Consider the following 23,823-nt stretch of genomic DNA (forward strand, 5'->3'; position numbering starts at 1 on the left):
CGGACCAGGCGCAGCACGTCCCGGCTCGCTGGCCGGGGCCAGTGTCAGCTCCCTCGTTCGGAGCGGGCGACGATGGCCCGCTGCACCACGATGAACAGCAGCAGCAGGCCACCCACGATGATGTGGGTCCACGACTGCTCGGCTCCCATGAACGAGATGATCGTCTTGATGGTGCCGTACACGAACACGCCGATCATCGAACCCAGCACATAGCCCCGGCCGCCCGTCAGCAGCGTGCCGCCGATGACGACGACGGCGATGACGTCCAGCTCGGTGCCGATGCCGTTGCGGGGGTAGCCGGCGCCGGAGTATGCGGTGAGCACGAGTCCGGCGAGCCCGCCGCACAGGCCGCTGATCACGTAGACCATGACGGTGGTCCGGGCCACGTTGAGGCCCATGAGCCGGGCCGACTGCGCGGAGCCGCCCACGGCATAGACCGTGCGGCCGAACCGGGTGAAGTGCATCACGAGAGCACCGATCACGACGGCGACGATCGCGATGATGCCGGTGGGCGTGATGTACCAGTCGCCCAGGCGAAAGCGCGTGGACTGCAGCCACAGCAGCGCCGGGTCCTCGACGCGGATCGACGACAGGCTGACCACGAACGCGAGCCCGCGACCCAGGAACAGCCCGGCGAGCGAGGCGATGAACGGCTGGACGTTGAAGTACTGCACCAGCACGCCGATGAGCAGGCCGATCGCGGCGCCGGACACGAGCATCGCGGGCAGCGCGATCACCAGCGGCACGCCGCTGGCCAGCAGGCTGGCCCCGAAGATGCCGGTGAACGCCATGACGGATCCCACGGACAGGTCGATGCCCGCCGTGACGATCACGAAGGTCATGCCCACGGCGAGGACCATGAGGTAGGCGTTGTCCAGCAGCAGCGCGGACATGTTGCGCGCGGTCAGGAAGTTGCCGAAGTACATCTGCGCGCCCACCAGGAGCACGATCAGGATCGCCACCGCGGCGATGGTGGGAAGCACCGCCGCGTGACGGCTGGTGAACGTGCCGAGTGCTCCCGTCAGGGTGCGACGCTCGGGCTGTGCGGTCTCCACGGCGGTCATCGGACGGCCTCCTTCTGGACGTTCTCGGCTCGGTCCGCATCACGGTCGTCATCGACCTCGGGTGGCGCCTCCTGCGGGGTGCGGCGCACGCTCGAGCCGAGCGAGCGGCCCCAGCGGTGGACACGCGGCGACTGCAGCAGCACCACCAGGATCACGACGGCCGCGAAGAACACGGGGCTCTGCGCGGGCGGCACTCCGAGGAAGAGGATCGCCGAGTCGAGCGCCTGCACGGTGAGGACGCCGATCACGGTTCCGGCGATCGAGAACTTGCCGCCCATGAGGCTGGTGCCGCCGAGCACGACCGCGAGGATCGCGTACAGCTCGATCAGGTAGCCCGCCGCGTTGGCGTCCGCGGCCTTGATGTTCGAGGCGTAGATGACGCCGGCGATGCCGGCCAGGGTGCCGGACAGGACGTAGGCGGACCACACGATGCCGCGCGAGCGCACACCCGCGAGGCGGCTGGCCTCCGGGTTGATGCCGACGGCCTCGGTGAGCATCCCCAGCGCGGTGCGCCGCTCCACGAGTCCCACGATCACCACGGCGGCGACCCACACGAAGAAGGCGAACGGCAGGATCAGCAGGTAGCCGCTCGCGATGTAGGACAGCGGGTCGGAGTTGACGGTGGTGATGAAGCCGTCCGTGATGAGCAGCGCGGCGCCACGGCCCGCGAGCATCAGCACGAGGGTCGCGATGATGGGCTGGATTCCCAGCACGGAGACCAGGAAGCCGTTCCACACGCCGAGCACGAGCGCGACGAGGACGGCGACCACGATCGCGATGGCGACCACGGTGACGCGGTTCGAGTCGTCGGCGCGGTCGATGATGGTGAGCGCGACGGCGCCGGACACGGCCATGACGGCGCCCACGGACAGGTCGATGCCTCGCGTCGCGATCACGATCGTCATGCCCAGCGCGACCAGCATCAGCGGTGCGCTCTCGCGCAGGATGTTGATGGGGTTGCCGTAGAGCTGCCCGTCCTGAACCGTGACCTTCGCGAAGTTGGGGTTGGCCACGGTGTTGACGACTAGCAGCGTGATCAGGGCCGTCGCCGGCCAGAACAGCCGATGCTTGGTGAGCGCCTTCATCGGGTCACGCTCCCTTCCTCGGAGTTGGCGATGTAGTCGATGAGTGCGTCGATGTCGACGTCGCTCGAGTCGAGCGTGCCGATCTGTCCGCGGTCGCGCATCACGACCACGCGCTGCGCGATGCGCAGCACCTCCTCGAGCTCGGAGGAGATGAAGATGACGGACAGGCCCTGCTCGGACAGCTCGGCGACCTTGCGCTGGATGTCCGCCTTGGCACCGACGTCGATGCCGCGCGTGGGCTCGTCGAGGATCAGCAGCTCGGGGGCCGTGGCGAGCCAGCGCGCCAGGAGCACCTTCTGCTGGTTGCCGCCGGACAGGTTGCCCACCGGCAGCGTGGGGTCCGCGGGACGCACCCCGAGCGCGTCCATGTACTCGGCGACGATCGCGTCCCGCTCGGCCTTGGGTACGGGCTTGAGCCAGCCCCGCTGGGCCTGCAGGCCGAGGATCATGTTCTCCGCGACGGTCAGGTCTGCGACCACGCCCTCCTCGCGTCGGTTCTCCGAGGAGAAGGCGATCTTGTGGCCGATGGCGTGGCGTGGCGCGTGCATGCGAGCCTCGCGTCCGTCGACCTCGATGGTTCCAGCATCGGCCCTGTCCGCGCCGTACAGCATGCGGACCAGCTCGGTGCGCCCGGAGCCCAGGAGCCCGGCGATTCCGACCACCTCGCCGTCGTAGACGTCGATGTCGGAGGCCTGCAGCACGCCGCGCCGGCTCACGCCGCTCGCGCGCAGCACCGGCGTGCCGGTGCGGTCGATCTCGCGGTCGGCGTTCTTGGACAGCGCGGCGAGGTCGCCCAGCTCGCGGCCGATCATCTCGGTCACGAGCGCGTCGCGCGGAAGGTCGTCGATGAGGTGCTCGCCCACGAGCTGGCCGTTGCGCAGCACCGTGATGCGGTCGGAGATCTCGTAGACCTGCTCGAGGAAGTGACTGACGAACAGGATCGCCACGCCCTTGTCGCGCAGGTCTCGGATCACGCTGAACAGCTGCTCGACCTCGCCGCGGTCCAGACTGGACGTGGGCTCGTCGAGGATGAGCACGCTGCAGTCCAGCACCATCGCCCTCGCGATCGCCACCAGCTGCTGGATGGCGATGGAGTGGCTCGAGAGCATCGAGCGGGTGTCGAGCTCGAGACCCAGGCTGGTCAGGTGGCGCTCGGCCTCGCGGTGGACGCCGTTCCAGTCGATGCCGAAGCGTCCGCGCGGCTCGTGGCCGAGCATGACGTTCTCTCCGACCGACAGGTTCGAGCAGAGGTTGACCTCCTGGTAGACCGTCGAGATGCCGGCCCGCTGAGCGTCCGCGGTGGTCTCGAAGCGGCGCGCTTGTCCGTCGACCGCGATGGTGCCGGAGTCGATCTGGTACACGCCGGTCAGGGCCTTGATGAGGGTCGACTTGCCTGCGCCGTTCTCCCCCATGAGGGAGTGGACCTCGCCGGGCCGCAGGAAGAAGTCGACGTGGTCGAGGGCCAGCACTCCGGGGAACCGGATGGTGATCCCGCGCATCTCGACCACGGGGGGGACGTCAGTGTCCGCGAGCATGTCCTGCCCTTTTCTTTCGCTTCGTGAGGTGGCGCGCCCGCCGAGGGGCCGGTTGGACCGACCCCTCGGCGGAGCGCGTGGACCTGGGTCTCAGGCTAGTGCTGAGACTCAGTAGAGGCGGGAGTCGATGACCTCCGCGGCCTCCTCCTGCGTGAAGGTCTGGTCCTCCACGTAGTACTCCTTCTCCACCTCGTTGCCGGCGAGCACGTCCTTGACCACCTGCGACACGAGGTCGCCCAGCAGCGGGTTGCACTCGACGATGTAGTTGATCTTGCCGTCGACGAGCGCCTGCATGCCGTCCGCGACCGCGTCGATGGTGATGATCTTGATGTCCTCGCCGGGAACGCCGCCCGCGGCCTCGATCGCCTCGATGGCGCCCAGGCCCATGTCGTCGTTGTGCGCGTACACGAGGTCGATGCCGTCGAGACCGTAGTTGGCGATGTAGCCCTCCATGACGGACTTGCCGCCGTCACGGGTGAAGTCGCCGGTCTGCGAGTCGAGCGTCTCGATCATGGTGCCCGCGATGGCCTCGTTGAAGCCCTCGGCACGGTCGTTGGCCGGAGCCGATCCGGTGGTGCCCTCGAGCACGACCATCTGGGTCTCGGTGTCGCCGTACTGCTCGGCCGCCCACTCGCCGGCCATCACGCCCTCCTGGTAGAAGTCCAGGCCGACCCAGCTCGCGTACAGGTCCTCGGAGGCACTGACGGTGCGGTCCTCGAGGATCACCGGGATGCCGGCGTCCGCCGCCTCCTGGAGAACGTCGTCCCAACCGTCCTCGACCACCGGGGCGATGATGATCGCGTCGACGCCCTGGTTGATGAAGTTGCGGACCGCGGCGATCTGCGCGGCCGGGTCGTTGTCAGCCGCGTTGAACACGAGCTCGTAGCCGTTCTCCTCCGAGAACGCCGTCTGCATGGACTCCGTGTTGGCCGAGCGCCAGCCGGACTCAGCGCCGGTCTGTGCGAAGCCCACGGTGATCAGCTCGTCCGAGGCGGGCGCGTCGCCGCCGTCGGCCGGGTCGGCCGTGGCATCGCCGCCGTCCGAGTCCGTCGAGCATGCCGTCAGCGCGAGCGCTGCGGCTCCTGCCAGTGCGATGGTGGAAAGAAAGCTCTTTCTCATTCCCCAAAACCTCCTCGTTCTGGTCCCGGCGCCGATGCCGGGTTGGTGGTGGTTTCCCTCAGGGCCGGCGAGCGGCCCGTGCTCGCAATATTAGCGCTCACATTTCGGGGTCACGCAAGTGAGGGGCATCACGTTTCGATAACGAATGTTAACCTTCACCTGCGCCTGTTCGTCCGGTTTGTCCGGGTTCCGGGCGATCTCCGAGAGCACTCACATTCATCACATCCGCGGCCGCCATGGCTGGCCTGCCACACCTGACCCGCATCCCCGGTCGCCCGCCCGTCGCACGCCACCAGGCGGCGCAGCCGGGCGCGGAGGGGGCGCGGTCCGGGAATCGAGACCGCCGTGCGCGCGTTCGCGAGGCATGACCTCTCCCGCTCTCTTCACCCCGTTCACGCTGCGCTCCGTCACCTTCCGCAACCGGCTGTGGGTCGCGCCCATGTGCCAGTACTCCGTGGAGAAGCGCGATGGCGTCCCCACCGACTGGCACCTGGTTCACCTGGGGGGCACCGCGCGCGGCGGAGCAGGGCTGGTGATGGCCGAGGCCACCGGCGTGACGCCCGAGGGCCGCATCAGCGCGTGGGACACCGGGATCTGGAACGACGAGCAGCGCGATGCATGGTCGCGCATCGTCGCCTTCATCCATGGGCAGGGCGCCGCCGCGGGCATCCAGCTCGCGCACGCCGGCCGGAAGGGCTCCACGCACCGCGGCCTCGAGGGACACGGAGCGATCGCGACCCACGACGGCGGCTGGGAGCCGCTCGGCCCGTCCACTCTCCCGTTCCCAGGCCTCGCGACGCCCGCTCCCATGAGCCATGCCCAAATCGCCCAAGCGGTGGCGGCGTTCCGCTCCGCCGCTCGACGCGCACTGGATGCCGGGTTCGACGTGCTCGAGGTCCACGCCGCGCACGGCTACCTGCTGCACGAGTTCCTCTCCCCGCTCAGCAACGACCGCTCCGACGAGTACGGCGGCTCCCTCGAGAACCGCGCACGCTTCCTGCTGGAGGTGGTGCGCGAGGTGCGCGACGTCGCGGGAGCGGACGTGCCCGTGTTCGTGCGGCTGTCCGCGACCGACTGGAAGGAGCCCGAGGGGTGGACCCTCGAGGACACGGTCGCCGTCTCCGCCTGGGCTCGAGACGCAGGCGCGGACCTCGTCGACGTCTCCTCCGGCGGCAACGTCGCGGACGCGCCCATCCCCGTGGGCCCCGGCTACCAGGTGCCCTTCGCGGCAGAGGTGCGCGAGCGCGTCGGTGTCCCCACGAGCGCCGTGGGGCTGGTGACGGAGCCTCACCTCGCGGAGCACATCGTCGCGTCGGGTCAGGCCGATGCCGTGATGGCCGGGCGCGAGTTCCTGCGGGACCCGCACTTCGCTCTGCGCGCCGCCCACGAGCTGGGCGCCGGCGTCGACTACTGGCCGTTCCAGTACGAGCGCGGCACCTTCGCGCATCGGCCCGCCTGACGGGCCGATGCGCGGGTCGCCTCACTCGAAGCGGGTGGACTCCAGCTCGGTCGAGCGCCGCACTGCGGAGAACGTGCCGACGATGCCCAGCGCGGCCACGGCGAGGCTGGTCGCGAGCGCGAGCCAGTAGCGCGGGTCCGGCCACTGGAGCGAGAGGTCGTCGCTGAGCGACTCGAGCACCGCGCCCGCCACGGCGAAACCGAGCACCGCCGACAGGAGCAGCGTCACCGCGAGCGGGACCGCGGCCTCCGTCGCGATGGTCTGACGCAGCTGCCGCACCGGCATGCCTCCCAGGCGCAGCAGACCGAAGGTGCGGCGCCGTTCCAGCATCGCGGCGACCGACGCCACTGACAGCGCGAGGGCGGAGATCGCGATCGCGATCCCCATGCCCAGGTACGCCATGACCGACAGCTCGTTGTTGACGTCCGCGGCGCCCCGCACCTCCATGTCCACACGAGTCGAGGGCGCCAGGGACGAGGAAGCCTCGGCCACGATCGCCGTGCGCGCCGTCTCGATCGCCTCGCGCGACCCGTCGGTGAGCACGAGCAGGTGACTGGGCTCCAGGGCGGTGGGGTCGGCGTCCGAGGCCTCCGCCACGCCGGGGCGGTCGGTGCCGGACAGCTCCGGTCCGACCATCATGTCGAAGAGGTCCACCGCGACCAGGCCGGACGGGGGGACATCGATCGCGCCGATCGCTCGCGCGTCGTCGGCCGCGAACACCACGCCGGAGACGGTGGCGTCGGGCGAGAACCAGCCCACCGCGGCGCCCTCGACACCTTCGATGCCGTCGACGGCCTCCGCGAGGGCTTGTGCATCGTCGTCGTCGCCAAGATAGGTCACCAGGGTGTCGGTGGCGAGCATCCCCTCGGCGTCCACGACCCGCGACTCGCCAGCGATCGCGCTCGATCCACCAGCGAACACGCTGACGATGAAGACCGCGGCGACCAGACCCGCGACCGCCCTGAAGGTGGCCCGCGGGTGGCGTCCCAGCCGGCCCGCCGCCACGACGCCTGCGGCGCTCGAGGTGCGGGCGCCCAGCGCGAGGCTGGTGCGGCGGGTGATCCACGGGCCCGCCGCGACGATGCCGAACGCGATCAGGGCGAATCCCAGGATCAGGGGGTACTGCCAGGTGGTCGCCGAGTTCGGGATCCAGCGGATGGCCGCCGTCGAGCCAGCGAAGATCACGATCCCGGCGACGAGCGTGCTGGTGCGCCATGCCGTGACCGGCTTCTCCGCACGCTCGCGCGTGGCGCCCAGAGCGCCCACGTCGTCGCGGTACGCACGCCAGGCGGCGGTTCCCGCCCCCAGCGCCGCGATGCCGAGCACGACGACGGCAGTCCAGGCCGGCGACGTGGTCACGTCCGCGACCGTCATGGTCGAGCCGTTGATGCTCAGCTGCGCCGCGAGCGGCCGCACCGCGGCGGCGATCCCCACGCCCACGAGCGCACCCGCGAGCGAGGCGACGGCCATCTCGAGGCCCGACAGGATCGCCATGGCCCGGCGTCCGGCGCCGATGAGCCGCACGGTCGCGAGGCGCTCGCGACGCTCGGCGGCCCCGAGCGCGGACACGATGGAGATCAGCAGCACCATGGGCACCAGCAGCGCGATCGCGCCCATCGCGACCACGATGCGGAAGGTGGCCGAGGCCGAGTTGGGACCGGTCGTGCGGAACTCCTCCTGCACCACCGCGGACGACCAGGTGTCGAGCTCCTCCCAGTCGACGCCCGCCAGGACCGCCCGGTGCGAGGGTCCGCGCAGCATCTCGTCCGGCAGCGGGCCCAGGAGCGTGCCCCATCGATCGCCCAGCTGGGAGGCGGGCACGCTGTCGATCAGCTCGATCATCGCGGGCGAGGCGTAGTACTCGCCGGCGGCAGGCGGCGCGATGTCCGCGGGCATCGTCACCGTCGTGTCCGGGGTGACGGCGAGGGCCAGCCCATCGAAGGTGCGGCCGTCGAAGACGTCGACGAGCGTGGCGGACAGCAGCGCGTCGGACTGCGGCTCGCGAGGGATCATCTGGTCCGATGCGTCGAACTGCGCGTAGTCGCCGTCCGGCGTGAGCCAGGCGACGCGGTCCTCCCGCTCGGGAAGGTGGAGGAACGCGCCCAGCAGCACCAGCATCATCGCGGTTCCGGCGGCGACGCCCGCGACGATGCCGGCGAGCCTCCCGTACGCCGGTGCGCCGTTCAGCAGGAGCAGTCGTGCTGCCGCCGGCCTCATCGTGCCCCCACGGGCGCGGTGCCGCTCAGGAGGCCGTCGCGGACGATGACCTCGCGGTCGGCATGCGCGGCAGTACGGGCGTCATGGGTGATGAGCACCACCGTGGTGCCGGACTCGCGCACCACGTCCAGCATCGCGGTCAGCACGTTCTCTGCCGCCACGGAGTCCAGGGATCCGGTGGGCTCGTCCGCGAACACGACGGAGGGCTGCGGCGCGAGCGCGCGAGCGATGGCCACGCGCTGCGCCTGGCCTCCCGACATGTCGCCAGGGCTCTTGCCCGCCTGATCGGCCAGGTCGAGCCGGTCGAGCCACTGCAGCGAGCGCTCGTTCGCGTCGCGCCTGCGCGCTCCTGCCATGAGCAGGGGCAGCGCGACGTTCTCGACCGCCGTGAGGTCAGGCAGAAGCTGCCCGAACTGGAACACGAACCCGATGCGCTCCAGGCGGAACCGCGCTCGCGCATCGGCACTCAGCGCGGTCAACTCGGTGCCGTCGACGGCGACCGAGCCGGTGTCGGGAGCGAGCACGCCTGCGAGACAGTGGATCAAGGTCGACTTGCCAGAGCCGGACGGGCCCATGACGGCGACCACCTCACCCCTGGCGACCTCGAGGTCGATGCCTCGCAGCGCGGCGGTGGCGCCAAAGGACTTGGTGAGCCCGGAGGCGGTGATGATCGGGTCAGCCATGGTGGCGGACCTCCTCGTCGATGTCGGTGAGGCGGGCGCTGGTCAGGTCGATCCAGCGCAGGTCCGCCTCGATCTGGAAGAGGGCGTAGTCGATCGCGAGACGGTCGAGCAGCGCAGCGCCGGCCTTGGCATGCGTGAGCTCACGCATGCGGGCCAGGTGGGCGCGGCGCTGGAGGTCGAGCAGGGCGTCCGCGTCGTCGTCGAGCAGCAGCGCCAGCACGGTCTTGGCGAACAGGTTGGTCTGAAGGTCAGGCGATGGGGTGTCCGCCTCGCGCAGCCATGCGGCCAAGTGATCGCGACCGGCGCTGGTGACGGCGTAGCGCTTGCGATCGGGGCCGGCGCCCGGCTCCTGCCCCACCTGCTCGATGAGCCCGTCGCGGATCATCCGCGCGAGGGTCGAGTAGATCTGGCCATAGGCGATGGCGCGTGCGGCGCCGAAGATCGCGTCGTAGCGATTCTTGAGGTCGTAGCCGTGGGTGGGCCCCGTGCTCATCAGCCCGAGCAGGGCGAGTGATCTGTCCATGCCGCAACTATAAACACGGTGTATACCCTGAGTGTCTATCGGGGATCACCCGGAGATCTCCCCTGCACCGCACAGCGAAAGGGCCGATGCGCACCCCAGGCGGGGTGCACATCGGCCCGGGTCCGCGCGCCGTCAGGCGCGTGGAGTCGCCTTGCGCAGGAACAGGAATCCCACGACGCCGCTGAGCACCGTCGCCGGCAGCGTCCACAGGGCGAGGCCGGCCAGTGAGGTCGAGGCGAAGAACTCCCCCACCTGCGCCCAGCTCTCGGTCGCGGTGATGATCCAGCCCCCTCCGACCACCAGCAGAGCGAGGCCGATGAAGAACGCATACAGGCCGTATGCCTGCCAACGCACCCAGACGGTCGCGACGGCGGCGCCCAGGAAGAAGAACAGCAGCATCGCCATGAGATACAGCAGCCACACGGTCGCCAGCGGCTCGCTCTCGAGGCCCCAGGGAGCGAAGAACGCTCCGCTCACGCCCCAGCCGTCGGTCGCTCGCTCGATGCCAGCGAGCAGCGTGATACCGGTCGAGTAGAGCAGCGACAGCATCACGAAGTACAGCGCGCTGCCCAGATAGAAGTCGTGGCGGGTGACGGAGAACCCGAGCGCGAAGCGGAACGTGAGGTTCATGGCCTGCACGGCCACCACGGTCATGAAGAACACGATCCAGGAGACGCCGCCGTTGTACTGGAAGGCGCCCTCGTCGAGGTTCTCGACGCCGCCGGCGGCGTTGGCGACCATCAGCCAGATCGCGAGGTTGATCGCGAAGATCGCGAGGGTGACCACCCACGGCACCACCAGGGTCGCGATCGGGTTGGCGATGTGCATCCTCACCACGCTAAGGATGCGGGTGGGAGCCCCGGTCACGGGGCTGGACGGCGCGATGGCGGTGGCGGTCATGCGCTCTTCTCCTCTCGTTCGAAGCCGCCGGTGCGGCTCACGATCAGCTCCTGCAATGAGACCGGACTCGCCTCGAGACCGGCAGCCGCGGCGGCGCGCAGGTCGTCGTCGCTGAGCCCCGCGAGGGTCACCGACGCGAGGCCGCCCATGACGGTGCGGTCGATGACGTCGCGGCCGGCGGCGAAGGACTCGACGTCCCCCGCGCGTCCCGCGAAGGTGGTCGCGGTGGCGCGCAGCTCGTCCGCGTCCGCATCGATCACGATGCGGCCGGCGTCGATGACCAGCACGCGCTGGAGCAGCCCTGCGGCCTCGTCGATGAGGTGCGTGGACAGCACCACGGTGCGCGGGTGCGTGACGTAGTCCTCGAGCAGCAGGTCGTAGAACCGGTGGCGAGCGACCGCGTCGAGACCGGCGTAGGGCTCATCGAGGAACGTCAGCTCCGCCCGTGAGGCCAGGCCCACGATGACGCCGATGGCGCTGCGCTGGCCACGGGACATCTTCTTCATGCGCCGGTCCAGCGGAACGTCGAACGCCTTCACGAGCCGCTGCGCGAACTCGTCATCCCAGTTGTCGAAGAACCACGGCGCGGACTTGAGCACGTGCTTGCCCTTGAAGTCGTCGGGATAGACCTGCGACTCCTTGATGAAGCACACGCGGCGCAGCGCCTGCGCGTTCTCGACCGGCGCCTCGCCAAAGATGCGAGCCTGGCCCGACGTGGCGAACTCCTGCCCCGTCATGAGCTGCATGAGCGTGGTCTTGCCGGCGCCGTTGCGTCCCAGCAGCCCGTGGATGCCCCCCTCGTCGAGGGAGAAGCTGACGTCGTCGACGGCCGCCACACGGCCGAAGCGCTTGGTGAGGCCCTGGGCCTCGACGATGGCTGTCATCGCTCCATCTCCTTTGTGATCATGTCCTGCATTTCCGTGGCGCTGATTCCGAGCGACCGGGCGCGATCCGCGACCGGGCGCAGGTGCACCTGTGCGAACTCCGCCTTGCGCCGGTCGAGCAGCTGAGCGCGTGCACCGTCGGCGACGAACATGCCGATGCCGCGTCGCTTGTAGAGCGTCCCGGCGTCGACGAGGAGGCTCACGCCCTTGAGCGCCGTCGCCGGGTTGATGCGGTGGAACTGCGCGAGCTCGTTGATCGACGGCACCTGCTCGCCCTCCCGCATGGAGCCGTCGAGGATCTGCGCCTCGAGGCTCTCCGCGATCTGGAGAAAGATCGGCCGGCCGTCGTCCACGTGCTCCTCCTCGGTTGGCATGTTGGTTAGTTACTTCAGTAACTAAGTAACCATGCGCCCGAGGCGCTGTCAAGTGCCTTCCTGTTGCACCGCCTCCCCCGCTGGCGTACACCTGGAGGCACGGAGCGGCGCCAGGGGGTTGGCGGGCCGCCATCACAGGGGGAGGACGCATGACCAGCACACTGCGCATCGCAGCACTGGGAGCCGGGGCCGCACTCATGCTGGGAGGGTGCTCGGGAACCATCGAGGAGCTGACTCAGGAGGGGGTCGAGCGCATCGTCGAGGAGGGCATCGAGGGCACCACGGACGCCGAGGTCGACCTGGGTCTCGACGGCGACGGGGCGGACCTGCCGTCGTCATGGCCCGCCTCGGTGCCCGAGCCACCGGGGTCCATCATCGCGTCGTTCGGCCAGCAGGAGGGCGGCAGCGTCACCATCGAGGCCGCGAGCGTCCAGGAGATCGAGGACTACCTGAGCGCCCTCGAGTCCGCGGGCTTCGAGCGCGAGAGCGAGGCGAGCGCGGGCATCTCGGTGGTCTCCATGACGGATGGCGCGACGATGGTCAACGTGGGCTGGGTCGAGGAGGGCGGTTCCGTCGTCGGAACCATCACCTACGTGGCGGACGCACCCTCGGGCTAGCGCCTGCGCGCGAGGCGCGTCGCGGCCACGCCCTAGAGTTGGGCCCATGGCTGACACTTCCCTGGTCTGGATCGACTGCGAGATGACGGGACTCGACACTGCGGCCGATGCGCTCATCGAGGTCGCATGCCTGGTCACCGACGCGGAGCTCAACGTGCTCGGCGACGGCGTGCAGGTGGTCATCAAGCCCTCCGACGAGGCGCTCGCACAGATGGGCGACTTCGTCCGCACCATGCACGAGACGTCCGGGCTGCTGCCCGAGCTCGCGACCGGGACCACCATGGAGGACGCCCAGTCCCAGGTGCTCGAGTACGTGCGCGCTCACGTGCCCGTCGCGGGCAAGGCGCCGCTCGCGGGCAACACCGTGGGCATGGACAAGCAGTTCCTCGAGCGCGACATGCCGGAGCTCATGCAGCACCTGCACTACCGGGTGGTGGACGTGAGCTCGCTCAAGGAGCTGGTGCGCCGCTGGTACCCCCGCGTGTTCTTCAACGCCCCCGCGAAGACCGGCGGGCATCGCGCGCTCGGTGACATCCAGGACTCGATCCGCGAGCTGCGGTACTACCGGGAGACCGTGCTGGCGCCACTGCCGGGTCCAGACTCCGAGCAGGCGAAGGCCGCCGCCGCCCGGGTGAGCCCCGCCGAGTAGCGGGGCGTCGACGACAGCGCTCCAGACGGGGTATGATCTTCGCTGGCTCGCCTCGCGGGCCGATGGTGGCTATAGCTCAGTTGGTAGAGCACCTCGTTGTGGTCGAGGGGGCCGCGGGTTCAAGTCCCGTTAGCCACCCCACCAGCCAAGGGCCGTCCCGTCAGGGGCGGCCCTTCGCGTATCCGTGGGGCCCGCAGCTCAGCGACTGCGCGCTCTGCCTCGGATCGCCACATAGATCGAGATCAGCGCAGCAGCGACGGCGATCCCGATGAAGAACGCGATCCAGTCGATGCCGAACGTGTCGTCGCCCCCGAGCCAGCGCCACAGCCACGCCCCCGCGAGCGAGCCCGCGATGCCCAGCAGGATCGTCACGATGATGCTGATGTCCTGGCGCCCGCGCAGGAAGAGCCGGGCCAGCGCTCCCACCACGAGTCCGGCGAAGATCAGTCCGATGATGTCCCAGAACCCCATGGCCATGCCTCTCATCCCGACCACTGTCAGCGGTCGCTGACCTTCGCAGGCTATCGTTGACCGGTCACGCCGGCACGACGAATGGAGGTCTCGATGCTCGCAGCGCTCACCGGAGCCGGTCTCTCGGCAGCGGCAGGCCTCAACGCCTTCATCCCGCTGGTCCTCGTGGGAGTGTTCGCGCGCTTCACCGAGTTCATCCAGCTGCCCGAGCACCTCGAATGGCTCCAGTCCTGGCCCGCGATCATCATCTCGCTCGCGCTCCTGGTCGCGGAGCTGATCCTGGACAAGATCCCCGGCGTCGACCACGTCAACGACCTGATCCAGACCATGGTCAGGCCGCTCGTCGGCGGCGTGATCTTCGCCGCCACCGCCGCGTCGACCGTGGTGGACGAGTCGAACTTCTGGCAGGACAACCCGCTGATCGCGGGGCTCGTGGGCGCCGTCGTGGCGCTCACCACGCACATCTCCAAGGCCGCCTCGCGGCCCGCGATCAATGCGACGACGGGTGGCACCGGTGCTCCCCTGGCGTCCTTCGCGGAGGACGCGATCGCCGTCGCCCTGTGCCTCATCGCGATCTTCGTGCCCATCCTCGTGATCGGCGTGTTCATCTTCATCGGGATCGCGGTCTACCGCATCGTCACCACCGGCCGCCGGCGGCGTCGCCATCGCGAGATGCGCCAAGCGGAGGAACGTCTCGAGCGCGAGGCCCAGGAAGCCGAGGGCGGCATGGTCGCGTGGTGGCGCTCGAAGTGGCGCGAGCCGCGCCGGCTCTCACGCGGCCGCGCCACCGATGCTCCCGGCGCGGACAGCGCAGACAGCGCGGAGGCCGCCGACGGGCGGGACGCTCCCCCTAGTCGTTGAGCGCGCCGAAGTCCGCGAGGAAGTCCTCGACGAACGCGTTCGCCGGAGACTGAGCGACCTCCTCCGACGAGCCCAGCTGCTCGAGCGTGCCGCCCTCCGAGAACACCGCGATGCGATCCGCGAGGATGACCGCCTCGCGAATGTCGTGCGTCACCATCATCACCGTGAGCCCCAGCGACCGCTGAAGGTCACGGAACTCCTGCTGCAGGCTGCGACGGCGCTGCGGATCGACGGCGCCGAACGGCTCGTCCATGAGCAGCACCGGAGGCTCGACCGCGAGCGCGCGGGCCACGCCCACGCGCTGACGCTCTCCGCCGGACAGCTCATGCGGGTAGCGGTCGCCGTACGTCTCCTGCGGAAGCCCCACGAGCGCCAGCAGCTCCTCGACACGCGCGGCCGTGCGGTCCTTCTCCCACTTCAGCAGCCCGGGAACGGTCGCGACGTTCTGGGCGACGGTGCGGTGAGGGAACAGGCCTACGTGCTGGATGACGTAGCCGATCGAGCGCCGCAGCTCCACGACGTCCTGAGCCATCACATCGGCCCCATCCACGGTGATGGTGCCGGACGTGGGCTCGACCAGTCGGTTCACCATGCGCAGGGTGGTGGACTTCCCGCAGCCCGAGGGGCCCACGAGGCACAGAATCTCCCCCGGCGTCACCTCGAGGGACAGGTCCTCGACGGCGACCGTGCCGTCCGGGTACTCCTTGCGCACGTGGTCGAACGTGATGCCGGCGTGGTCCATGCGGCCACCGTACCCTGGACCCTCCGTCCGGCCCCAGTGCCGCTCGCGATGCTCGCGCAGGCGGCGCGATCCCTGTAGCGTCGGGCAGATGGACGCGCCGGAGAACCCGTGGTTCTCGCTCGACTACCTCGAGCGCAACTGGGAGGAGGTGTCGAGTCAGCTCGTCATCCACACCACGCTCACCCTTCAGGCCCTCCTGATCGCGTTCGCCATCGCCTTCCCGCTCGCGGTGATCGCGCGTCGCATCCCGCGACTGTCCGGACCCATCATGGGCGTGAGCGGCGTGCTGTACACGATCCCCTCCTTCGCGCTGTTCGGGCTGCTGGCACCCTTCACGGGCATCGGCCGCACCACCGTGCTGATCGGACTCGTCGCCTATGCGCTGCTGGTGCTGGTGCGCAACATCGTGGTGGGCCTCCAGGGAGTCGACCGCGATGTGACCGATGCCGCGCGCGGACTGGGATACACGCCCACCCGCCTGCTGCTGCAGGTCGAGCTGCCCAACGCGCTGCCCTCGATCATCGCCGGCCTGCGCATCGCGGCGGTCAGCACGGTCGCCCTGGTCACCGTGGGCGTGGTGGTGGGCTACGGCGGTCTGGGGCAGCTGATGTTCCGCGGGCTGCAGTCGGACTACCGTGCCCAGATCATGACCGCCACCATCCTGTGCCTGGTGCTCGCGCTGGTGCTTGACCTGATGCTCGCCCTCACCGGCCGGCTCGCGATGCCGTGGGCACGCAGGAGGGCGGTCGCATGAGCACCATCACGGATGCGTGGGACTACCTCACCACGTGGACCAACTGGACCGGCGCCAACGGGATCACCACGCCCACCTTCGACGGCGGCTGGCGCTTCGCGCAGGACTCGATCATCGCGCTCACGCTGGAGCACCTGTGGATGAGCTTCGCCGCCGTGGCGCTCGCGGTGATCGTCGCGCTCCCTCTGGGGGTCTACCTCGGCCACGTGCGCAAGGGCGGCAGCGCCACCGTCGTGGTCTCCAACGTCACGCGCGCCATGCCCACGCTCGCACTCCTGACCCTGTTCGCCGCTTCGGCCATCGGCTTCGGCAACCAGGCGGTCATCCTCGCGGCGGCGATCTTCGCCTTCCCGCCCATCCTCACCAACGCCTTCACCGGCATGGCGGACGTGGATCCCGACATTCGAGAGGCGGCGCTGGGCCAGGGCCTCACGCGCTTCCAGGTGGCGACCCGCGTCGAGCTTCCGCTCGCCATCCCCCTCATCGCTGCGGGCCTGCGCACGGCGACGGTGCAGACCGTCGCGACCGTGCCGCTGGCCGCCCTGGTGGCCGGGGGCGGGCTGGGAGTCATCATCAACCGGGGCCTCGCGACTCAGCGCTATGGCGAGGTGCTGGCGGGAGCGGTGCTCGTGGGCACCCTCGCGCTGCTCACGGACGCAGTGATGTCACGACTCCAGCGAGCCGTCACTCCCGCCCCCTTGCGCGAGGCGGCCGCCAGCGCCGTCTGAGCCCCTGCATCGGCCGTCCCGCGGAGTGGCGCCGGCCACCCTCGCATTCTCGACCGCTGGCACCTAGCCTGGTAGTCGGCACACCTGGGAAGAAACCGGGACGCGGGGTGGTTGCTCACCCTGACAGTCCCCGACACGAGGAGTCCTCATGCGCACCCGTACCGCACCCCTCGCAGCGCTCGCCATCGCTGCCCTGACCCTGGCCGGCTGTAGCTCCGGCGACACCGACGCCGAGCCCTCGGACGGCGGCTCGATGGAGCCCACAGGCGCCACCACGGAGTCCGCCATGGCGCAGGAGTGCCTGCCGGTGCCCGGCGAGCAGCTCGTGGTCCTCGAGGACGACATGCAGCTGCAGAACTCGGACAACATCATCCCCGCGCTCAACGCGGACGCCGCAAGCGAGGACGTCCTCGCGGCCCTCGACGCCGTCTCCTCTGCGCTGGACACGGAGATGCTGATCGAGCTCAACAACCAGGTCGACGTCCAGCGCCGCACCTCGCAGGAGGTCGCTCAGGAGTGGGTGGAGCAGGCGGGCATCTCCGTCGAGGCGACCGGCTCGGGCGACCTCACCATCGGCGCCGCGAACTTCACCGAGAACATCACGCTCGCGGAGATCTACGCGGATGTGCTCGAGCAGGCCGGCTACAGCACCGAGGTGCGCGAGATCGGCAACCGCGAGACCTACCTCCCGGCGCTCGAGTCCGGCGAGATCGACATCGTGCCGGAGTACGCGGCGACGTTCGCCGAGTTCCTCGACGGCGACGTGGACAATGTGGTCGCCTCGGGAGACATCGCGGAGACCGTCGCGGCCCTCGAGCCGCTGGCTGAGGAGCGTGGCCTGGCGGTGGGCGCGGCTGCCTCCGCTCAGGACCAGAACGCCTTCGCCACCACGCAGGGCTTCGTCGACCAGTACGGCGTGACCTCGCTGAGCGAGCTCGCCGAGTCCTGCGAGGGCATCGTGCTGGGCGGTCCCCCGGAGTGCCCCGAGCGTCCGTTCTGCCAGCCGGGACTCGAGAGCACCTACGGCATCGAGGTCGCGGAGTTCCGCTCGCTCGACGCCGGCGGCCCGCTGACCAAGACCGCCATCACCACCGGTGAGGTCGCGGTGGGCCTGGTGTTCTCGTCGGACGGCGCTCTCGCCACCAGCTGACGATCCTGCACGCACAAGGCCCGGTCCCCTCGGCGGGGGCCGGGCCTTCGTGCTGTCAGGGTCAGGGACGCGACGCGCGCGCGCCGCTCTCAGGGATGGTCGCTCGTCGACGCGGATTGATCCTGCAGGGCCTCGCGCAGGAGCGGCAGCAGCGCATCGCCGTCGTCGCCGCGCACCACCGGTACCCTGCCAACGCTCTCGACGTCGTCGCCCACGTGCTTGAGCCCGGCGCGCCGCAGCACGATCGCCGCGACACGTCCTGGGTGCGCTCTCGCGGCGTCCTGGTAGATGTCAGGGTCGTGCTCGCCGTCGTCGCCCACGAGCACCCACGTCACATGCGGCAGCTCCTCCATGAGGCGGGCGATGGTGGTCGTCTTGTGCGCCTTGCCGTCGCGAAACCAGCGCGTGGGGGTGACGCCCCAGTCGGTCAGCAGCACGGGGCCTGGCGGGAATCCCTGCAGGTCGAGGAAGTGCGTGATGACTCCTACGAAGTTCCACGGGCCGTTGCTGACGTAGACGACTCCCGGTGAGCGCTCCCCGCGGACGGTCTCCGCGATGAGGTCCGACATGCCGGGAACCGATCGCCGTGAGCTGCTCGTGCCCCGCAGCGTTCGCCACGCCGCACGGAAGGGATGCGCCAGTCCGGTGACCCACGCGGTGTCGTCGATGTCGCAGACCACCCCGCGGACCGGCTCCTCGGCGAAGACGTGGATGTGCGCCTCCACCGCGTCCCGATGCGGCACCGTCAGGAATGCGCGAGCGATGCCGGGCGCGAGCGGGTGCTCCAGGTCCATCTGCACGTCCACGATGCCCGATGCGTCGGTGGTCGCCGTGAGGCGCGCGTCGCCCAGGGAGATCGAGACATCCGCATGCGGATGCTCGAGCGTCAGGAGCTGGCGCCAGCCGCGCATGCCGCGGTGCCTCTCGAGATCGAACGAGGGCGGAGCCAGCACCACCCGGCACAGGACGCGCGCGGAGGTCCCGCTCGAGTACCCGGAGTACGGCAGCACCGCGGGCGTCCAGCCGCGCGCCCTGGCCAGCCGCGCGAGCCCATCACGCACGCTCGTCTCCGCGCGGTGCACGGTGGAGATGGCCACGGCGTTCACACGTTCACCGACGCTGCGCGCAGACCTCATGGGCCCACGGTAGCCCGACGGCGCACGCGTGACGGACGCGGCCGAGCGTGGCGGCAAGCGAAAGGCCCGGTCCCCCACTGCGGGGGCCGGGCCTTCGTCTGCGGTACACCCCCTGGGACTCGAACCCAGAACCCACTGATTAAGAGTCAGTTGCTCTGCCAATTGAGCTAGAGGTGCTCGCCTCGCGGGCGTCATGCCGCGCGGTGCGAAAGACAACTTTAGCAGGAGGGTGCCGGGGTTGGAAAATCGAGAGGGCTCCGCCCGGCTACCGCATGCCCCGGATCTTCTCGAAGGTCGCCGCGAGCGCGATCAGCACACCGCCCACCAGCGCGAACGCGATCCACCGCGAGAGCACGGCATCGCTCGCGCTCGCCTGCGTGAGCGACACTGCGACGGCGGCGATGGCCGCCGCGCCGATGGGCGCGAGCCACTTCAGCGCAGCGCCGCAGATCGCGAGCGCGAGCACCCCAGCGGTGAGACCGAGAGTGCGCCCCAGCGAGGCGGGCTCGAGGGCGAGCGCGATCAGGCTCGGCACGAGCACGATGGCCAGGCCCGGGGCCAGGGCCCGCACCGACGGCATCTGCGCGTCGCGCCGCAGGGCTCGTACGCCGACCACGAGCGCGATCGCCGCGGGCGCCGCGACGTAGAGCTCGACCACCGTGGCGTTCGCGCTCGACAGCAGCATCGCGATGCCGAGGCTCGCGGCGCCGGCGCTGACCCACCATGCGGGACGCCAGCCCTGCATCCGCAGCGCCCACCATGCCGCTGCGGCGATGAGCAGCACCAGGCCCGCTCCCCACTGCGTGGGAGACCACGCGGCGCACCCGACCGTGAGCGCGGCAAGAAGCGAGACGCGGGCCACAGCGGTCCGGTCACGGCGCGCCATCCAGGGAGCCAGTGCCGCCGCCGAGCCCACCACGAGCGCACCGATGAGCGCCGCCTCGACCGATGCCGCGGTCGCCAGCAGAAGGCCCGCGCCGAGCGCTCCGAGCACCGCAGCCCCGCTGAGCTCGGCCAGCGGCCAGCGGCGCGGCGTCGCCGCCGACACCCAGGTGAGCGCGAGGCCGGCCAGCACCGCGGTGAGCCCGGCGCTCCATTCATCGACCGCGGCCCACGGGATCGCGGCGAGCATCACCGCGACACCGGCGCCGCGCAGTCGCCTCAACCGGAACCGCAGCATCCCCGCGACCACCAGCGCCGCACCCAGGGCCGCCGGGACGATCCACGTGGCGGGCAGCGCAAGTGCCTGCGACGCGACGAATGCGCCCACCCCCGTGATCTCCGCGAGAGCGTGCCGGCGTATCCACCTGAAGGCGGCTGCCGCCGCCACGACCGCGCCGGCGAGCACCGCGTACGACCACTCGGGCAGGGCGCGCGGGACGTCGGCGAAGGCCTGGTCGTAGGCCGCGGCGAACGATCCGAGCGCTGCGCCGACGAACCAGAAGCCTGCGACGACGGCGATCGGGGCTGCACCGAGCAGCACCCGCGTGCGAACGGGGGCCGGAAGCCGCGTCGCCACCCACGCTGCGACGGCCACGGCCGTGGCTCCGCACGCCACCGCCTCGATCGTGCTCCACCCGGCAGCCGCGGGCACCGCTGCGGCCGCAACCGTGACGGCGAGAGCGGCGCTGGCCGCTGCCAGCCGGGGCCACCGCACCGCCATCGCGATCTGCACGACCACCAGCGCGAGCAGCACGAGAGCTCCGGGCATCAGCGAGGACTCGAGGTCCGCGAGGCGTCCGGCGGCCACCACGGTGAGCACCGACAGCCACGCCATCGATCCCACCCGCACGGTCCTCGAGAGCAGGCCCCTGGGGAGCATGCTCGCGGCGACCGCGAGCGCGACGGCCGTCGTCGCGGACAGCGACTGCGCTGCGGCCTCGCGCCCCGTCGTGGCCGGCAACGTCGCGACCATCGCGCCGAGCACCACGGGCGGCACGGCGAGCGCCGCGCCCGCGGTGATGCCGTCCAGGGGCTCCCGATCGCCATCCTCGAGACCCGGCAGGTCGCGCGCCAGGGTCGCGCCCGCCCCCACCAGCCCGGCGGCCACGAAGGTCCACCACGACGCGCCGCCATCGGTGCCGCCGCTGAGGAGGGCGATCACCGAGCTCGCCACGCTGACCACGACCACGACGGCGGCGGTGGCCAGGGCGGGGATCGCTCCCGCCGCAGCCACGAGCGCCCACGCCGGCCGCGTCCACCGCAGCGCCGCGAGTGCCGCGACTGCGACACCGGCGGCCACGCCGATCACGCCGGTCCGAGTCCCGGACAGCGCCCAGCCCGCCGCTCCGGCCACGACGCTCGCCAGCACGATCGCGGGAGCACTCGCGACGCGCGGCTGCCAGCGAATCCCTGCGGCGACCGCGGCCACCGCGACGGCGCCCACGGCAAGGGCCCAGGGGTCCACCACGGCGCCCTGCCATGCGGAAAGCATGCCCGCGACAAGGCCGAGCGAGAGGCCGCCCAGCCCGGCCGTCCAGCGGGCGGCGGGGGCGCTCCACACGCGGCACGCCGCGGCGAGCACCGCGCCACCACCCACGACGGCGAGGGCGATCACGGTGGGGCTCGAGCCGGCGAGTGCCGGCGCGGACGCCGCGGCGGCGACGGCGAGCCACGCGCCTGTGACCTGCGCGGGGACGCTCCAAGCGGCCGCGACACGCCACCACCGCACCAACACAGTGGCGGATGCAGCAATCGCCAGGCCGAGCACTCCGAGCACGGCGGGCTGCGCGATCCAGTCCCCCATCTGCGCCTGCACTCCCGCGCTGGTGGCAGCAGACAGGGTCCAGGCGGCCGCGTCGCCAAGCACCACGAGCGCGGTCAGTGCGAACCACGCGCCCACGGGAACCGATGCTGCGAGCGTCACCCGTTGACGCGTCGCGCCTGAGCGGGTCGCGACGAGCATCAGCACCGCCCACGCGCCCGCGCCTGCCAGCAACGCCGCTGCCGGATCCTCGTCGCTGCCCGCGAGCGCGACGGCGGCCCACCATGCAGGCACGAGCGCCGGCAGGGGCGCGAGCGCGAGGCGGGTCCAACGCAGGGCGAGCGCGGTCAGCACAGCGACGGGAGCCGCCCCCGCGAGTGCCACGGCGACGGGCTCTGCGCCGTCGAACGGGGCCGCGAGCGCAGCGAGCCCTGCCGCGGAGGCAAGTGCGACCGCGCTCCACCGCAGCACCGTGGCGCCGGCAGGCGGCGACCACACCCAGCTCAGGGCTGCGACGGCTCCGGACAGGACCGCCGCGGCCACCACGAAGGTCAGCAGCTCCGTCCCGCCCCACGGGCCGATCTCGGCTGCGCTGCCCACGGCGCCCCAGAACGCGGCCAGCGCCGCGGCGAGCGCCGCCGTCATGCCGGTCCAGTCCACGCGCAGCCGATGCAGGACGCGACCCACGGTGGAGGCGACCGCGAGCACCACCGCTCCACCCCACCCGCCCAGGACCGCGAAGTCGCGGTCGAGCGCCACCACTGCGACTGAGGCGAACGCCATCGACACCACGCCCACGGCGCCGGCGGACACGCTCAGGGATCGCCGGTCCAGCCAGACCGCGAGCACGCCCACGCCAGCGGCCAGTGCGCCCACCATGAGCGCCTGGAGCGCCGGCTCCAGCGTCGTCCACGTCACCGCGATGAAGACGATCGCGGACGCGATGAGCAGCGCCGCGCCGCCCACGCCAAGCATCACGGGCGCGGTCAGGCGGGACCGCCGAGCGGCGGCTGCGCCGGCCGTCGCGCCGGCGGGGACGTGCACGGCGTCCACAGTCGTCGCGGGCGCCGGCGCAGCAGCGGCGTCCCCCGAAGCCGCCGCACGGGTGAAGCCCGGTGCTGCGCCAGCAGATGCCGTGTCCTCGCCCGCCGCGGGCCGGGGCGCGGACGCGCCTGAGCCAGCCGCCGCATGGACCGGCGGGGCGGGGCGCGCCTCGACGGCGGCGCGCGCGTGCTCGAGGGAGATGCGCCGGTGCTGGACCCACTGCTCGCGCACGGCCCACAGCTCGCGCCAGCGGTCGTCGCACTGGCGGATCGCCGCATCGGCCTGCTGCATCGCGACGTAGCTGGGGTGGGCGAAGGCGATGCCGCACTGCGCGCAGCGGTCGCCGCGCGTCGCAGGCGCCTCGCACACCAGGCACGCTCCGAGCAGGCTGTTCGTCATCGATCCCCCAAGCATTGGCTGCTCGGACAGTACCGACGCGGGCGAAGCCACCGCAATGGCACTGTGGAGAACTCGCCGCGCTACCGTGGTGTCATGACCGAGAACCGACTCGCCCAGGGCGATACCGCACCCGACTTCACCGCCGCGACCGACACCGGCACCTTCACGCTGTCCGACCTGCGTGGCAAGCACGTGATCCTGTACTTCTACCCCGCCGCGATGACGCCCGGCTGCACCACGCAGGCGTGCGACTTCCGCGACTCTCTCGACGCGCTGAACGCCGCCGGCTACGAGGTCGTGGGCATCTCGAAGGACTCGCCGGAGAAGCTCGCGCAGTTCCGCGAGCAGGAGGGCCTGACCTTCACCCTCGTGTCGGACGAGGACCGCGCCATCCAGGAGACCTACGCGGCGTGGGGCACCAAGAAGCTCTACGGCAAGGAGGTCGAGGGCTCGATCCGCTCGACCGTGGTCGTGGACCCCGAGGGCACCGTCGAGCTCGCGCAGTACAACGTGAAGGCCACCGGGCACGTGGCGAAGCTGCGCCGTGACGTGGGGCTCGACGCCGCCTAGCGCCTGCCGCACCAGGTCCGACCGTATCCTGGTGGCCACGCGCGAGTGGCGGAATTGGCAGACGCGCTGGATTTAGGTTCCAGTGTCCACGGACGTGGGGGTTCAAGTCCCCCCTCGCGCACTCGACCTGACAACCCTGGAGAGCCGCCCACGGA

At 70.9% G+C, this 23,823-nt stretch carries 22 protein-coding genes and 3 tRNA genes; 10 read left to right on the top strand and 15 right to left on the bottom strand.

The window, feature by feature from the left end; translation table 11 throughout:
- Positions 1-44: 44 nt before the first annotated feature.
- The 4 genes from Dac01nite_RS00945 to Dac01nite_RS00960 form a co-directional block, all read right to left on the bottom strand.
- The gene (locus Dac01nite_RS00945; protein ID WP_203652912.1) at positions 45-1,064 is read right to left on the bottom strand and encodes an ABC transporter permease subunit; all 1,020 of its coding nucleotides are present in this window, start codon (positions 1,062-1,064) and stop codon (positions 45-47) included.
- The gene (locus Dac01nite_RS00950; protein WP_203652913.1) at positions 1,061-2,149 is read right to left on the bottom strand and encodes an ABC transporter permease; all 1,089 of its coding nucleotides are present in this window, start codon (positions 2,147-2,149) and stop codon (positions 1,061-1,063) included. Before Dac01nite_RS00950 ends, Dac01nite_RS00945 begins: the two co-directional genes overlap by 4 nt.
- A complete protein-coding gene (locus tag Dac01nite_RS00955; protein ID WP_203652914.1) occupies positions 2,146-3,684 on the bottom strand; it encodes a sugar ABC transporter ATP-binding protein in 1,539 nt (512 codons plus the stop codon). The genes Dac01nite_RS00950 and Dac01nite_RS00955 overlap by 4 nt, the downstream gene beginning before the upstream one ends.
- Positions 3,685-3,792: 108 nt before the next feature.
- Positions 3,793-4,803 carry an ABC transporter substrate-binding protein gene (locus Dac01nite_RS00960; RefSeq protein WP_203652915.1) on the bottom strand — a complete coding sequence of 337 codons (1,011 nt, stop codon included), beginning with the start codon at positions 4,801-4,803 and terminating at the stop codon, positions 3,793-3,795.
- A gap of 364 nt (positions 4,804-5,167) precedes the next feature.
- On the opposite strand from Dac01nite_RS00960, the gene Dac01nite_RS00965 reads away from it, so the two are divergent.
- Positions 5,168-6,262 (top strand): NADH:flavin oxidoreductase/NADH oxidase, encoded by a 1,095-nt coding sequence (locus Dac01nite_RS00965; RefSeq protein ID WP_203652916.1) that lies wholly within the window; start codon positions 5,168-5,170, stop codon positions 6,260-6,262.
- Positions 6,263-6,283: 21 nt separating this feature from the next.
- On the opposite strand, the gene Dac01nite_RS00970 is transcribed toward Dac01nite_RS00965, so the two are convergent.
- The 6 genes from Dac01nite_RS00970 to Dac01nite_RS00995 form a co-directional block, all read right to left on the bottom strand.
- Positions 6,284-8,479, bottom strand: coding sequence for an ABC transporter permease (locus Dac01nite_RS00970; RefSeq protein WP_203652917.1), 2,196 nt, complete (start codon positions 8,477-8,479; stop codon positions 6,284-6,286).
- Positions 8,476-9,162, bottom strand: a complete 687-nt coding sequence (locus Dac01nite_RS00975; protein WP_203652918.1) for an ABC transporter ATP-binding protein — start codon at positions 9,160-9,162, stop codon at positions 8,476-8,478. The genes Dac01nite_RS00970 and Dac01nite_RS00975 overlap by 4 nt, the downstream gene beginning before the upstream one ends.
- Positions 9,155-9,685: a PadR family transcriptional regulator gene (locus Dac01nite_RS00980; protein ID WP_203652919.1), complete on the bottom strand. Its 531-nt coding sequence runs from the start codon at positions 9,683-9,685 to the stop codon at positions 9,155-9,157. The genes Dac01nite_RS00975 and Dac01nite_RS00980 overlap by 8 nt, the downstream gene beginning before the upstream one ends.
- A 132-nt stretch (positions 9,686-9,817) precedes the next feature.
- Positions 9,818-10,585, bottom strand: coding sequence for an ABC transporter permease (locus Dac01nite_RS00985; RefSeq protein WP_203652920.1), 768 nt, complete (start codon positions 10,583-10,585; stop codon positions 9,818-9,820).
- Positions 10,582-11,469: an ABC transporter ATP-binding protein gene (locus Dac01nite_RS00990; RefSeq protein ID WP_203652921.1), complete on the bottom strand. Its 888-nt coding sequence runs from the start codon at positions 11,467-11,469 to the stop codon at positions 10,582-10,584. Before Dac01nite_RS00990 ends, Dac01nite_RS00985 begins: the two co-directional genes overlap by 4 nt.
- Positions 11,466-11,843 carry a GntR family transcriptional regulator gene (locus tag Dac01nite_RS00995; RefSeq protein ID WP_203652922.1) on the bottom strand — a complete coding sequence of 126 codons (378 nt, stop codon included), beginning with the start codon at positions 11,841-11,843 and terminating at the stop codon, positions 11,466-11,468. Before Dac01nite_RS00995 ends, Dac01nite_RS00990 begins: the two co-directional genes overlap by 4 nt.
- Before the next feature lie 149 nt (positions 11,844-11,992).
- Between Dac01nite_RS00995 and Dac01nite_RS01000 the strand changes: the two genes are divergently transcribed.
- The 3 genes from Dac01nite_RS01000 (at position 11,993) to Dac01nite_RS01010 (ending at position 13,250) form a co-directional block, all read left to right on the top strand.
- On the top strand, positions 11,993-12,460 hold the full coding sequence (locus Dac01nite_RS01000; protein WP_203652923.1) for a hypothetical protein: 468 nt from the start codon (positions 11,993-11,995) through the stop codon (positions 12,458-12,460).
- A 46-nt stretch (positions 12,461-12,506) separates the two neighbouring features.
- On the top strand, positions 12,507-13,109 hold the full coding sequence (orn, locus tag Dac01nite_RS01005) for an oligoribonuclease (protein WP_203652924.1): 603 nt from the start codon (positions 12,507-12,509) through the stop codon (positions 13,107-13,109).
- A 65-nt stretch (positions 13,110-13,174) separates the two neighbouring features.
- Positions 13,175-13,250, top strand: a tRNA-His gene (locus Dac01nite_RS01010).
- A gap of 57 nt (positions 13,251-13,307) precedes the next feature.
- On the opposite strand, the gene Dac01nite_RS01015 is transcribed toward Dac01nite_RS01010, so the two are convergent.
- Positions 13,308-13,595, bottom strand: coding sequence for a GlsB/YeaQ/YmgE family stress response membrane protein (locus tag Dac01nite_RS01015; protein WP_239066438.1), 288 nt, complete (start codon positions 13,593-13,595; stop codon positions 13,308-13,310).
- Between the two features lie 78 nt (positions 13,596-13,673).
- Here Dac01nite_RS01015 and Dac01nite_RS01020 point away from each other — a divergent pair, with 78 nt between their 5' ends.
- The gene (locus tag Dac01nite_RS01020) at positions 13,674-14,441 is read left to right on the top strand and encodes a DUF4126 domain-containing protein (protein ID WP_203652925.1); all 768 of its coding nucleotides are present in this window, start codon (positions 13,674-13,676) and stop codon (positions 14,439-14,441) included.
- Here Dac01nite_RS01020 and Dac01nite_RS01025 read toward each other — a convergent pair.
- The gene (locus tag Dac01nite_RS01025) at positions 14,431-15,183 is read right to left on the bottom strand and encodes an ABC transporter ATP-binding protein (RefSeq protein WP_203652926.1); all 753 of its coding nucleotides are present in this window, start codon (positions 15,181-15,183) and stop codon (positions 14,431-14,433) included. The genes Dac01nite_RS01020 and Dac01nite_RS01025 overlap by 11 nt on opposite strands.
- A gap of 88 nt (positions 15,184-15,271) precedes the next feature.
- On the opposite strand from Dac01nite_RS01025, the gene Dac01nite_RS01030 reads away from it, so the two are divergent.
- The 3 genes from Dac01nite_RS01030 to Dac01nite_RS01040 all read left to right on the top strand — a co-directional run bounded on the left by Dac01nite_RS01030 (position 15,272) and on the right by Dac01nite_RS01040 (position 17,815).
- Positions 15,272-15,937 carry an ABC transporter permease gene (locus tag Dac01nite_RS01030; RefSeq protein WP_203652927.1) on the top strand — a complete coding sequence of 222 codons (666 nt, stop codon included), beginning with the start codon at positions 15,272-15,274 and terminating at the stop codon, positions 15,935-15,937.
- Positions 15,934-16,665, top strand: a complete 732-nt coding sequence (locus tag Dac01nite_RS01035) for an ABC transporter permease (protein ID WP_203652928.1) — start codon at positions 15,934-15,936, stop codon at positions 16,663-16,665. The genes Dac01nite_RS01030 and Dac01nite_RS01035 overlap by 4 nt, the downstream gene beginning before the upstream one ends.
- Positions 16,666-16,813: 148 nt before the next feature.
- Positions 16,814-17,815, top strand: coding sequence for a glycine betaine ABC transporter substrate-binding protein (locus Dac01nite_RS01040; protein WP_203652929.1), 1,002 nt, complete (start codon positions 16,814-16,816; stop codon positions 17,813-17,815).
- An 89-nt stretch (positions 17,816-17,904) separates the two neighbouring features.
- Here Dac01nite_RS01040 and Dac01nite_RS01045 read toward each other — a convergent pair whose 3' ends face one another.
- The 3 genes from Dac01nite_RS01045 to Dac01nite_RS01055 form a co-directional block, all read right to left on the bottom strand.
- On the bottom strand, positions 17,905-18,951 hold the full coding sequence (locus Dac01nite_RS01045) for an App1 family protein phosphatidate phosphatase (RefSeq protein WP_203652930.1): 1,047 nt from the start codon (positions 18,949-18,951) through the stop codon (positions 17,905-17,907).
- A gap of 104 nt (positions 18,952-19,055) precedes the next feature.
- A tRNA-Lys gene (locus Dac01nite_RS01050) sits at positions 19,056-19,128 on the bottom strand.
- Positions 19,129-19,216: 88 nt separating this feature from the next.
- Entirely contained in the window at positions 19,217-23,098 is a 3,882-nt protein-coding gene (locus Dac01nite_RS01055) for an SCO7613 C-terminal domain-containing membrane protein (RefSeq protein WP_203652931.1), read from the bottom strand.
- 93 nt (positions 23,099-23,191) lie between these two features.
- On the opposite strand from Dac01nite_RS01055, the gene bcp reads away from it, so the two are divergent.
- The gene (gene bcp / locus Dac01nite_RS01060) at positions 23,192-23,668 is read left to right on the top strand and encodes a thioredoxin-dependent thiol peroxidase (RefSeq protein ID WP_203652932.1); all 477 of its coding nucleotides are present in this window, start codon (positions 23,192-23,194) and stop codon (positions 23,666-23,668) included.
- Positions 23,669-23,707: 39 nt separating this feature from the next.
- A tRNA-Leu gene (locus tag Dac01nite_RS01065) sits at positions 23,708-23,789 on the top strand.
- Positions 23,790-23,823: the final 34 nt, after the last annotated feature.

The sequence above is a fragment of the Demequina activiva genome (assembly GCF_016862815.1).
GTDB classification, from domain to species: Bacteria; Actinomycetota; Actinomycetes; order Actinomycetales; family Demequinaceae; genus Demequina; species Demequina activiva.